Here is a 13,195-nt window from a genome sequence, read left to right as displayed (position 1 = left end):
TCTCATTATATTGAACATCAAATTCTTGATTTATTTCCGGCTTAATCAACCTGGACTTAATCATGCTTTATCTGCCTCCTGTATAACGGTATAATTATCTGCGATACATTCTGATCATCATTATCCTGTGGGATCATACCTATACCTGGTTTGTATATCTTATTTGCCTCTGTAAATGATAGATTAGTAAAATTAAAAAATGAAGTTTCGGCACAATTGCCACCCAGTTGTATTCCCATATGATATCCAGTCATAACATCATATACTTTTCGTCCACGACATTCTGACTGACTTGCTGTATCAATCAACCCTATAATGAATATGTTGTGCAGAGCGCCTTTCTCTACAACATTCTCTATAAATGGGACAATTCTTGTAATGCCTTCACTCGGCGAATACAATGTATTTAAAAACGCTTCCATATCTGCAATAAAAATGTATGTTTCCTTAAACCGGGTCATCTGGCTATATATTTCATTCTCATCATAGCCTTGTTCCTTTACCTGATTTTTAAACTTATTTCTCTCCACAAATTCTGGAACCAGCATTGTAAAGTAATCTGCCTGTGCTGCTTCGCTATCTATATACGTTGCTCCCAACAATTCCGAATCAGGCTTGAACTCATTGGAACCATGTTCTATAACAACTATATCTGCATTTCTCATCAGTGCTGCATTCATCAATAACCGCATAACATTTTTCTTACCAGTTCTTGCTCTGCCCGTAATTGTATAGCAGAATGTTCTCCTAAGGTCTATTCCATATCCCTCCGCACTTACACTGTCATATCCTATCGGCAGCATATATCCATTACACATCTGTGCAACATCATTACGCCTCTTGAATATCTCCCACGTAGGTTTTTCTGGAATTTCAGGAACACCTTCCGCTACCTCAGTAGCTCCTTCAGCCATAGATGCACACATATTGCGAAGTAACTCTATACGTTCCATATCATCGCACCTATCCGTAGCTATCGCTGTCTGGAATTCCATTACTTCTCCATCGACCTTTATGAGTCCTCTTCCCTTTAGATTTTCCGGTTCAAGCTCCACTCTTCCTGTTCTCAGAACCGATGAGTACATATACTTTTCATTCAGGCTCAATGCCACTGTTTCAGATATATTGTCTTCTATCCTTCCAGGTATTCCCGTATTACCAAATCCATTTGCAGTTACAATCGTATATATTCCATATGCAGTACCATCATGAACAATCTTCTGCATATTATCATCATATATTTCTGCTGTTTTTTCACGAAATCCAGCATAGTTATCTATTATGAACACTACTGCAGGCATATCGTTTTTGTTAACTTTTTTATAGGAGTTGAAGCTTATTCCACCAAGAATATTTTTTCTTGTAGATATAATCCTGTTTATTAAGAATATCAGTTTCCTAATTCTGTCATCATCATCCTCGCTAACAAAACCGCCAACCTGTGGAGCCTGTTCAAAACACCGCAAAGATTTATTGCTAAAGTCTGCTATGTATATATTTACTTCTGAAGCTTTATATCTGGTTATCAATGATGCAATAAGTGTCTGAACAAAGGTACTTTTACCACTTACATTCGTTCCACATACTGCAATATTTCCAGCATCCGCAATATCGATCCTATATGGTTTCTGACTTTGCCTTGATGGATCATCGTACATTCCTATAGTTGCCACCAATGAATATGCATCATCTGATTTATTTATCGGATATTCATCATCTATATCGTCTATAAATATAGGATTAGCTATTGGTGGTATCCACAAACTATAATCTCTGTTATATCCATTTTCTCTTGCTACCTTGGCCAAATACTCTTTAACCGCATCCAACTGCGTTACGCTGTTTGCCGGATTTGACACTTTGGCAATTTTCTTCTTTCTTATAATCTCCGAACCAGAAGCTGAAAGTATCGCAGTTCGTGTATCTTCACCAGAAACCGCATCTCCCCGATACTCAGCTCCACTCCAGCCAGACTGGAATAGCTCATACACTTCATCATTTCCAACCTGCAGATATCCCCTTCCTGCCTGAGTTATAAAAGCAGCATCCTCCTTGTGCAGCATCTCTTTACTGTCCTGCTTATCCTGCACTCTAAGACACAGCTTAAACTTGGAATTCGACCAGATATTTTCGTCGACTGTTCCTGCTGGTTTCTGCGTAGAAAGGATCAGATGAACACCAAGGCTTCGTCCAACCTGTGCAACACTTATAAGCTCCTTCATAAATTCCGGCTGTTCTCGCTTCAGCTCGGCAAACTCGTCCACTATTATAAACAGATGTGGTACCGGAAGTTCTACCTCACCGGCTTTTACAAGCTTGGTATAATTATTAATATTGTTCACTCCGGCCTCATTGAAGACTCTCTGTCTTCGCATATTCTCGCTCTTTATGGACACCATAGCTCTCTTTATCGCACTTCCTGACAGATTCGATATTGCTCCTATCATGTGTGGAAGACCATCAAACAGGTTTGCCATTCCTCCGCCCTTATAATCAATAATGAAAAAGCCTATATCATCAGGGCTGTAGTTTATCGCCATTGAGAGAATATATGTCTGCAGCGTCTCCGACTTTCCCGATCCTGTAGTTCCCGCAACAAGCCCATGGGGACCATGATATTTCTCATGTACATCAAGAATACAGTCCTTGCCACCAGCCGACTGACCTATGACAGCCCGCATACTGTTGTAATTTTTGTTTGTCTTCCATCTGTCGAGAACCCGCAATTCTTCCAGCCTTTGTATTCCCAGCATATCAAAAAATGTAAGGCTGTCGGGTATACCGCCAGCCTCCACATCTTCGTTCACCTTTATAACTGCTATTCTGTCGGCAAAAGCTGCCAGTTGACTTTCTGTCACCTTATCAAAATCTACATGGCTATACTCATCCGTCTTCATCCTATGGATTCCCGAAAACTGTTTGTCGATTATAAGCTCATAAGTAGTGTCATTCAACAACTGCGATTCCTTATCAGCCAAGGTTACCACTGTGAAAGAATATTTCTGTGCATCTGTTGTTATGTACTTATTTATCGCATGCCCTTCCAGCAGAGAAGTATCAGCAACAAACAACACAATGTGAGTAAACTGTCGCTTCTCTATAGTATAATCTTTCTGTTCCCGGTCTCTCAGAATATCAATAATTCTGAAAAACAGGTCGTCCACTGAGCTTCTATCTGACGCCATCAGTCTCTCACTATAATCATCGAGCCACACATGCGGCATAAACCTATAGTTCATCCATTCACTGCTATCAGTTTCAGAATCGAATGCAAATGCAAGTTTTACATCACGATAAGAATTATTCGCTGCTATCTGTGCAATCATGGTTCTTGCCACATCAAATGCTTTGCTCTTATCTCCCACTCCAACTATACCTATTATACCTGTAGCTCCGAGATCCACGCCCTGCGGAACATCCTTTATTCGTGAATATACAGCCTTTACTTTGCCCGGAATCTGTATCAATTCATCATCAGACTGTTCCATTCGTATCTTAGGAACAGTTATATACTCTGACACATCCAATGTTCCCAGGCCAACTCGCTCCACCAGATAATCCTTATGATTCCTGTTTCTATTCCACAATTCAGTTGACTGATCTGTATATTGCGTTATAACATCAGGAGATTTGTACATATCTCCGAGCATATTTTTTATAGTATTCTGATTAGAAGCTATCTGTTTTATCTGCCGCCTCAGATATCTGGCATACCCAGATCTCCTGTCAAGCTCCCCCTGTGCATTTCTCTTCTTATCATAATGCATATTGATGAAGGCCCATAACACTCCTATAACCGCAGATGCAGCAGCAGTGATAAGACCTGTATACATAAGCATTCCAGAATTGCTCCCTGATGATCTGTAGCTGTACATAGCAAGAACTCCTCCAAGCATCATAGGGATCATCATCGTAAATGTTGGTCCTATAACCATCAAGAGCGGTTTCTTTTCTATCTGCTGTTTTGCCGGTGGATTCTCAATTGTCACAGACTCTATAACCGGCTCCTTCGTATTTCTGGGGGATCTGTGAAAAAATCTGTCTTTTCCCTGAACATCCTCATACTTAAGCGCCTCTGAATCCAAGTATGGCAGATTGACAATAATACTGTCTTTTAAGTCGTTCTGTATAATCACACCGATAATCTGCACACAATATATTATCCTTAAAGCACCGAGTTCTATAATATCTCCACATTTGAGCTTGTATCCTGACTGTACCAGATTGCCATCCACGGTCAAGCTACGACTGCCAGTATCACATATAATCCATCCATTTCCATTTTCCACAAATTCGGTCTGAACACCAATCATTTCCGGGCTTCTCACCACAATCTCATTCTCGTCAAGACTTCCTATTCTTATACGATGGACACCCGATATCATATATTTATCCACAGGAGTCATAAATTCCATAAGATTTCCTCTTTCGACTATTTAATAACACACTTTACAGCACTTGTGCTGGCACCATTCTGCACGTTTCCGCCTGACTTATAGCAAGGAACAACCTTAATATAATATTTTCCAGCTTTCAGTCCGGTTATGGTTGTACTGGTACCCGTTATCTTACTCTTTGAATTATATAGTGACATCTGTCCACAATCTTCACTGTCCTTCTTGTAGCCATAATAATATATCCTATATTCGCTGGCATTATACTCCTTCTTACTATTAGACCACTGTATATATAACTGTCCTGATTTTTTAGATTCTGTATTCGCTATCTTAACTATGTTTGGCACCACTTTTATAGTTCTGGTGATAGACTTTGTACTATAGTGCGCAGCATCCGCTCCCTTTGGTGTAAAGGTAGCTGTAATCACTACACTGCCAAATGCTTTGTTATTCATAACCTGAACTCTTCCACCTGCCGCATTGATCGCAAGCAATTTAGGATTACTTGATTTGAAGCTAAATGTACCCTGACAATCACTAGGTGCAACACACTCAAAGCCATGTGTTCCATTTGCATTGTGCCATGTTGTTGATATAGGACTCTTGAACGAGATCACCGGTACCTTTTTTTCAATTCTAAAATTCTTTACAACTCTCTTTCCTGATACACAGTTGGAACCATTTGCCGTAACAGTAACTGTCGCTGTACCAGGCTCTTTATTATTTGCGTATTGTACTGTATAATCTGATGCCTTCAGCTTTGCACTTCCATACGCAACTGTAACTGCAGGCTTGAAATAACTTCCGCTATATGTATAAGAATTAGCAGCTAATGTCACTGTCGCTTTTGTTATATCCGCCTGAGAAATTGTAAATGTCTTACTTACTTTTCCAGTTAAATTCTTACAACCCTCTATGGCTGCCTCCGCTTTATTTCCGGCCGATACATTATTCTTTAAAGTAATCTTATAGTTATCAGTACCCATTACCGCACCATTCAGCTTCACTGTAACCTTTGGTAACTTTGCTGTTCCGTCATATACACAAGATGCCACATCTATCGATGCAGACTGCACATTTGCAGGCTTAATTGTAAATTCCTTCTGGATCTCTCCGCCATAATCTCCACATCCAGTCACCACAATCTTTGCTTGTGTTCCTGCATTAATATTGTCTTTATAGGTGACCTTATAGTCTGTACCCTGTTCAATAACTCTTCCCTCATACTTGACCTGTACTGTCGGAGCTATCACCTTGCCTGTATATACATATGGTTTATCATCTGAAATGATCACCTCAGCACTGTCCTCTGATAAATTCAAGGCTGAAGGCTTGTACACATTATTATCCTGTCCGCTTGGAGCAATATCAAAACGGTGAGCCCCCACGACTTCATTGCACTTTAGATATGAACCAGACTTAACCTCAAGAGTCATGATACTGCCTCCACATGAGATTATCTTGTCTATTTTGCATGGCTCACTGCCTATGGCCAGTTTTTCGCAGTAGAGTCTCATGGACTGTGCGGTAAGTCCACGTATCTTCAGCTCGTCTTTATCCTCACTGTAATCTATTTTTCCATACACATACGCATCCGCTGCTTCAGACTCGGTCATGGTTATCCATGCAAGCGCTCTTCCGTTTGGTGATGTACTTAATCTTACTCCAACTGGATAATTTGCTATGCAATAATAGGTTTTTACCGCATCAGTCGAATCCGACTCATCAGCGTGTGCCTGCACCATACCAAATGAACATATAGCCAAGACAATCATCACTGCCGCTATAAGTTTTTTTACTCTCGTCATCTGAAATGCCCCCTTTACTTCCTTATATCTCCTCTGCTATTTGTAACCTTCTGTGATTCAACGCCATTTTTCTTCACATAAATTACAGGATAGTATCTGCTATACTTTGATACATTCACAGTAATAACTACTTTCTTGCCTTTCTTTACAGTTTTTATATGTGGCTTACCATATAGTTTTTTCATCTTTGACGATTCATACACTTTTACGATAACCTTTGAATTCGGAGTAGGATTATTTACTGTTACTTTTAGTGTTTTGCTGTTATGGGCAATTGACACAGATGACATCACCGGTCTTACATAATATGTAATCTTTCTTACCTTCTGCTCATATACACCATTATCACCTGCTTTTATCGTAACTATAGCTTTACCAACACCCTTTATTGTTATCTTTCCATTATTCGCTACAGAAATAACCTTAGGATTGGATGAACTATATGTAAGTCTGACTCCACCCTTTGCTGAGGCTCCTATGCTTCTCTTCACGCCCTTCTTATAATTATACTGTGTCTTTTTACTCTTAACCTGTATGCTCTGAGGTTTTCTTACCTTCACAGTGATTGTTTTTGAGCATGGCTTATAATTTGACTTTGTCTTATTATTAGCGCATATTGTTATTTTGGCTGTACCCGTTTTTGTGACTGTTATGACTCCTCTGTCATTGACCTTGAGTACATTCTCGTTTGAACTTGTGTACCTTATCTTCTCATTTCCTGAAGTCGTAGCTGCCAGGGTCATAGATGCTGTTCCACGACTGTTCAGAAGAAGCGTATATGTACCTGCGGCCTGCTTACCATCCTTCTTAACAGAAAGCTTGCATGCTGCCTGAACTATTGAGAATTTCATTGTGAGTGTGCCGATATTCTCATTTTTTCCTGTAATCTTTATAACAGCGGTTCCGACATTTTTATTATTCGAGTATGTAACATCATATGCATCTGCATTTACTACAGAGCCATCATTATCCGTAACTTTAATTACCGGTTTTATAGGCTTTCCCGTATAAGAATAACTCTTAGCCGGAATACTTACATTCATACTGTTTTCATCAAACCTATAAGCCCTCCTGATAATCACATTCTCATCAGAATCCGGAGTATATATGTTGTTACCAGCCTCATATGTATACAGATATGTTCCGGTTGGATTTCCCTCCTTGAACAAGCCGGTTCCAAAATCCGCATCCGCCGGTCTTCTTAACAATCTAACATATTGAAGATTTTTGCACCCTATAAAACAGAAATCGCCCAGTTTTGTCAGTCTTTCCGAAAAATCCAGATGCTCTAACAATTCGCATCCCGCAAAGGCACAATTTCCAACACTTGATAAATTATCAGGAATATCTATGTTCTTTATTCTGTTACAGCCCTGAAAACAATAGTCTCCCAGATTCTTGGTATACTCTGATAATTTCAAATCGGTTATGCTATAGCACTCTCCAAATGCAAACTGACCAAGTTCGTATATCTGAGATCCAGACATGTCTACATTCTTCAAACTTGAACATCTGGCAAATGCATACGCCCCCACCGACAAAGTTCCTTTCGAAAATTCCACAGACTTTAAAGAAGTACATCCATAAAAAGCCCTTCGTCCTATAGTGAGAGGTTCGTCTCCCTCTATAACCACAGACTCCAGATTTGTACATCCTGAAAATGCATTGTTACCTATATGTGTAACTCCAGGCTTTACTACAACCTTTATAACATTGAAATTAGTCCACGGCTTCTTGTCCTCCAGTCCAAAGTCAATCATCGCCTTATTTGTGGAAACATCCAATGTCAGCACCCCACTGTCACCATTATATTCAGCCCTGATTCCAGCATCCTCCGACACTGCATTCGTCGAAGCATATGCCTGTACCATTTCTGGAACAAGGCTGACCATACACATAATCACTGCTCCTACAATTACTGTAATTATCCTTCTCTTTAACTCCTTTTTCATGATCAATCACCCCACTCTTCTTCTTCTGTTATAAACTCATCTTCATTTACGCTTGATGTTCCGCTGTCCGCCTGTTCATTTGTTCCCGAACCACCAGATGATCCCGATCCACCACCTGCTGAACCGGAGCTTGCAGCCACAGACGAGCTTGTCTTCTTGCCCTTACTCACTATCAGATACAACTGAGTATCTTCAGTCATCTCAGTTCCCGCCTTTACGCTTTGTCTGATGATCACATTCTCATCAACGGTATCAGAATTCTCCTGGAGGGTACTAAAGGTGATTCCAAGGGTTGAACACTGTATAGTTGCATCATTCAAGGTCATACCTACAAAGTCAGGAAGTTTTACTGTCTGCTCTCCCAGGCTTACTGTGACCTTTACAGAACTCCCCTTTTCTATGCTGGTTCCCTGTGTATCCTGCTGTTCAATTATCAAGCCAGCCGCAACATCCTTACTATATTCTTCAGTTTCTTCAAGCTCTATACCAGCCTCTGTAGCCATAGCTCTGGCATCATCCAGAATTTCACCAACAAATTCCGGCACAACTGTCATCTCCTTGCCTTTACTGACCGTTATTCCAACTGAAGCCTTACGTTTCACCTTCATTCCCTTGGCTATATCCTGTGAGATAACGCATCCTTCTTCTACCTCAGAACTGTATTCTTTTTTCTCCTCAAGCGTTACACCAGACTCTCTGGCAATTTGTTTTGCCTCCGCCGTTGTGTGCCCAACAAAATCAGGCACAACAGATTTCCTATTAACCATCATGATAATTAACACAACTGAAACCAATACGATTCCAGCTATTACACCTATGATGATCTTCATATTGGGTCCATGCTTGTCAGAATCACCAGCTTCAAGTGCTTTTAAAATGTCTTCAAGCTCATCTCTGCTATCTTTCGCAGCTTCTCCAACGCCCGCAGCTCCAACATCATCTTCCCGCGACACAACACCATCTCCTTTACATTATTGTCAAACAATAGTATTGCATCATCAATTATTTTTGTCAACAGTCATTTAGTTTTTCTCTATTTAATTATAAAAAAATACATTGTTTTCATAACAAATGTTGTTAAGTAAACAATGTATTTTTACAAATCATGCCTTTATAGTTTTACACTTCTGTTTGTTCTTGCACTAATTGCAAAACAAAATCCCCAAAATCTTCTGCTAACGTTTCAACTATCTCATATTCCTTACCATTATAAAATGCCATTATAACCCTAGGCTCTTTTTGCTCGTTTAAATATGAATAATCTAAATATGCCATATTCCCATCATCAAAATTATATATAGGTATCCACTCATTAGGTAAGTTATATTCTTTCCGGTCATTTAACGCATAAGCAACAGAATTCCCCTCCAATATTCCTGAATCATCATCTGGGTCAATTCCAAAAATTTCATTACCATAAAATGATAAATAGCCATATTTTTTATAAAATTCTATACTTTGATTTGAAAATTTTATATTAAGCATTTGCTCTGATTTTCTAATTTCTTCTTCGTTTTTCCCCCCCGCTGTAGTATAAAATTTACATTTAGGTGCTAACTCCATTGCTTTAATAAAATTTGTATAGCTCATATATACCTCCACTAATCTAAATTATTACTTCGCCATTTCCAATATTCTCTTCTCCACTTATTAAACTTACTTCTATTAATCTTAGATGGAGCTTGTCCTATATTAGTGTGCAGTTTGCTGTAATTCTGCTGATGCTCTGTAGCCGTTATTTCCATAACTGGTCCATTATCTGTTTGATCAATGTGATGTATATTAACAGATTTTCCATCTGTTCCAATAGGTGCCAGTCCTTGCTCCATTCTCTGTGTATTCGTTCGACCCTGTTTGTCTACAAAACCAGGATCAAATGTGTTTTTATCCATTGTAACAGTTTTTCCGTTTACATCAACAGTTTTTTTGCCATTCTTCCAATTAACATTACCTCCACCCCCTCCCTGTCCTTTGCCAGTAGATATAACACCATTTTCACTCTCCGCCTTTGACGACGACTTCCCACCTCCAACAGACTGCATAGCAAACGATGTTGCCGCACTTTTTACCCAAGTCTTAACTATATCTCCGCCAGTAAAGTCTTTATCATACTTGTTTGAGTGATACGCATATACCACAGTATCTACAGTTGCATCAGATACCATATTCATAGCTTTTACAGCCATGACTCTTCCTACTGTGAGTTCTGCCCCTGACATAATTGCAGATGTTCCAGCTCCTAATCCTCCACTGATTGCACCCAATATTGCTCCAGATTCAAAACCATTTGCAAATCCATCATAAAATGACTTGCCGGATTTCATTGAAGCTATTCCATTCATAACGCCTGACGTGGCAGCACCAATAATAGCAGATGTCGCTATAGACTGTGTTACTGTGGCGGCCGCCGCCCCTAGTACAGCAGGGCAGACTATCGCCACTGCAGCAGTAACCACAAGCACGCCTATGCCTATAGCCAGCTTTCCCTCACTGGTCTCATACCATGGAGTTTCAGCATATAGGTTGCATAGAGTCTGTCCAGATGCCTCGAATTTTTCATTACATTCTTTATATAGATCGTATGCCTCATCCAGAATCTTCTTCAGAGTTCCAAGCCGATCATATTCGTCTACCAGTTGAGCACGATATCTGTCCAGGGATGATACATCCAGGGATTCCGCCATCTTGCTTATGTATATTATATCTCTCTGTCGTCTGATATCATCAATATACTGTCCAAGTGTACCATATATCTTTGACAATCTGTAAGGTTCATCTTCAAGCCTGCCAAGGTCTACATACAAAAGCACTCCTCTATTTTCCATTATTTCCCTCATTCAGGTATTTGTCAACAAATTCAAACTCTTCCGGGTCCTGAAATCCAACAAAATATACCCGTTCTATCTGGTCATGATCAAACATATACGTCTGTTTTGTAGATATATTTCCCTCTGGATACAGGCATCCTATATAATCCCTTACGCTATCTGAATCCTCTGCCTTCTGCAATCTTCCATATATCATCAACCTTTTATTTGCGTTCTTTAATAACACAACCGAACCGATCGGCAGATATTTCTTAAATTCAATCATAATAACCTCCTCAATCTCAAAATGCCATCTCTGATGGCTATCAGAGATGGCACTTCTTTCCTACGAAATAATATTTGCTGCAAGCGATTCCGTTGCCGCTGCATTCTTTTTCTCTGTTGTCGTATATTCTTTAGCAAGTTCTGTAAGATTATTTACATGTTCATTAATCATTCGGCCCATGGTATCCATATCCGTCTGCAGTTTTCTAAATTTGTTTATATACGATGCAGACGCATCTCCTGTCCATGATGATGAAAGTCCAGTGACATCATTCATCATATCATCTGTCAACGATTTCGTCTGAGTCATAACTGATTTAAAATCAGCAGCCTTAGCCTCCAGTTCCGCCGGGGTGACTTTCAAATTCATATCTGACATATCTGTATTTTCCTCCCTTTAATACTTTCTCTGAGCCACTGTATTTGCATTTGTGGCTTCTGTAGTTTCATAATTAGCTATTATATTGTCCAGCGCTGAACAATACTGTTCTATCAGATTACTAAAATTTGTCATCTGTGAAACATCACTCTCAACTGCAGAGCTGAAAGCTTTTTTCGCGCTACCATCCCATGTACTGTTCAGAGCCTCCTTACTGTCTCTGAGCTTGGTTATCTGCTTCTTAAGAGACTGATTTTTCGAGCGAAGCTCTGTTGTTCTTTTCGTCATCTCTGACGATGTTACTGAAAATGCTCCCATACTTGATCCTTCCTTCTATTATTGATTTTGGTATATATTTGAAGCCTCCCGGCTCATACCCACGCCTAAATTTTCAAGTGCTGTACATGTATTGGATATGTCATTGTATACACTTTCGAGTTTTCCAATATATTTGTCACTTGCATCCCCTTTCCAGTTTTTTCTTATAGTCTCGACTTCACTTCCCAAATCAGATAAAACATACTGCTTTATACTTGCTTCTGAATTCAAGTAGCCATTTATAGCCGCTGCTATTTCTGAATATTCCAAATCACTAATCTTTTTTTCCATGTGCTTACATCCCTTCAGTGAATTATGTTATCTGGTAACGATGAGGTCATATCCCCATTCACAACTTCAGCAGTGATGTAGTTTCCTATAACTTCACCCAATGTATCACCATACGAATACATATCCTCCATAAATGCCTGCATAGTATCCATCTTCGATACAAGATCAGAATAAATATCTGCCCAGCCTTCACTCTCCCAATATTCCTGTATCTTGCCACAGGTTGATATGATCGTATCATACTGATTTCCCAGATCTGTTGCCCCCTTGATCAAGGTATCATGAAATGTTTCCAGTTTATTTATCGGTACTTTCACCGTCTCAACATACATACTTTCCCTCCGTTATTAAGCACCCTAGCCAATCAGAGCAATTACATTTTTTTCACAAGTCTCAAACGTATTGCATACATCAAGCAATGAGTCCACTTTCTTTTGAAGATCCTCATACATGGATTTAACTTTACTATCGCTGTTCTCAAATTTTGTATTAAATGAGTCTGCTGCAGGGCCTTTCCATTCTTTAATAAGATCTTGATAATCATTCTGGATGTTTCGTCTGTCAATTGTGCTTTGATCCAGACAGTCCTGTATAATCACAAGATCTGTGTGCAACTTCCTTGTATCGACATTTATCTTATCCGACATAATCTTTCTCCATTCAATTATTTTGTATTTTTAGTATTACATCTTTTAAACCGTTTTGTCAACAATGGTTTTGTTTTTCTAAATTTATTTGTTTATATTTTTGTAACTAACAGCCACATTTTGACAAAATTTGTTTATTTATGTCAAAAGCATTATTGATTATTATTTCCAGCCATAAACTGGACTTCTCGGGTATTTCCAGCAGTTTTCAATTTTACCATATTGGTCTCGTATAGTTTAATGGCATCTGAGTTAACTTTCTTTATTTTCATAAAAAACACGCACCTTTCACAACAAATTTTTTTGTTATG

12 protein-coding genes are annotated in these 13,195 nt (G+C 39.2%); all 12 read right to left on the bottom strand.

Going from position 1 to position 13,195, the window contains the following annotated elements:
* Positions 1 to 56: 56 nt before the first annotated feature.
* Positions 57 to 4,415 (bottom strand): type VII secretion protein EssC, encoded by a 4,359-nt coding sequence (essC, locus tag DWW60_RS12430; RefSeq protein WP_117875493.1) that lies wholly within the window; start codon positions 4,413 to 4,415, stop codon positions 57 to 59.
* Between the two features lie 17 nt (positions 4,416 to 4,432).
* The gene (locus DWW60_RS12425) at positions 4,433 to 6,205 is read right to left on the bottom strand and encodes a hypothetical protein (RefSeq protein WP_055280670.1); all 1,773 of its coding nucleotides are present in this window, start codon (positions 6,203 to 6,205) and stop codon (positions 4,433 to 4,435) included.
* A 14-nt stretch (positions 6,206 to 6,219) separates the two neighbouring features.
* Positions 6,220 to 8,157 (bottom strand): leucine-rich repeat domain-containing protein, encoded by a 1,938-nt coding sequence (locus DWW60_RS12420; protein WP_055147843.1) that lies wholly within the window; start codon positions 8,155 to 8,157, stop codon positions 6,220 to 6,222.
* Between the two features lie 2 nt (positions 8,158 to 8,159).
* Positions 8,160 to 9,110: a PASTA domain-containing protein gene (locus tag DWW60_RS12415; protein WP_055147846.1), complete on the bottom strand. Its 951-nt coding sequence runs from the start codon at positions 9,108 to 9,110 to the stop codon at positions 8,160 to 8,162.
* Between the two features lie 166 nt (positions 9,111 to 9,276).
* Positions 9,277 to 9,747, bottom strand: coding sequence for an SMI1/KNR4 family protein (locus DWW60_RS12410; protein ID WP_055147849.1), 471 nt, complete (start codon positions 9,745 to 9,747; stop codon positions 9,277 to 9,279).
* An 11-nt stretch (positions 9,748 to 9,758) separates the two neighbouring features.
* A complete protein-coding gene (locus DWW60_RS12405; protein ID WP_158565913.1) occupies positions 9,759 to 10,982 on the bottom strand; it encodes an HNH/ENDO VII family nuclease in 1,224 nt (407 codons plus the stop codon).
* A complete protein-coding gene (locus DWW60_RS12400) occupies positions 10,972 to 11,250 on the bottom strand; it encodes a DUF4176 domain-containing protein (RefSeq protein ID WP_022216712.1) in 279 nt (92 codons plus the stop codon). Before DWW60_RS12400 ends, DWW60_RS12405 begins: the two co-directional genes overlap by 11 nt.
* Positions 11,251 to 11,310: 60 nt before the next feature.
* Entirely contained in the window at positions 11,311 to 11,628 is a 318-nt protein-coding gene (locus DWW60_RS12395) for a WXG100 family type VII secretion target (protein WP_015533471.1), read from the bottom strand.
* A gap of 18 nt (positions 11,629 to 11,646) precedes the next feature.
* Positions 11,647 to 11,946: a WXG100 family type VII secretion target gene (locus DWW60_RS12390; RefSeq protein ID WP_015533472.1), complete on the bottom strand. Its 300-nt coding sequence runs from the start codon at positions 11,944 to 11,946 to the stop codon at positions 11,647 to 11,649.
* Positions 11,947 to 11,964: 18 nt separating this feature from the next.
* Positions 11,965 to 12,237, bottom strand: coding sequence for a WXG100 family type VII secretion target (locus tag DWW60_RS12385; RefSeq protein WP_055273954.1), 273 nt, complete (start codon positions 12,235 to 12,237; stop codon positions 11,965 to 11,967).
* A 14-nt stretch (positions 12,238 to 12,251) separates the two neighbouring features.
* Complete coding sequence (locus tag DWW60_RS12380) at positions 12,252 to 12,569, bottom strand: hypothetical protein (RefSeq protein ID WP_117875491.1); 318 nt, start codon at positions 12,567 to 12,569, stop codon at positions 12,252 to 12,254.
* A gap of 24 nt (positions 12,570 to 12,593) precedes the next feature.
* Positions 12,594 to 12,884, bottom strand: a complete 291-nt coding sequence (locus tag DWW60_RS12375) for a WXG100 family type VII secretion target (protein ID WP_022216716.1) — start codon at positions 12,882 to 12,884, stop codon at positions 12,594 to 12,596.
* Positions 12,885 to 13,195 lie beyond the last annotated feature (311 nt).

It is taken from the genome of Coprococcus sp. AF16-22 (genome assembly GCF_003461545.1).
GTDB lineage: Bacteria > Bacillota > Clostridia > Lachnospirales > Lachnospiraceae > Coprococcus > Coprococcus aceti.
Note: the sequence above shows the minus strand (reverse complement) of the source record. Positions and strands in the feature narration are given on the sequence as shown.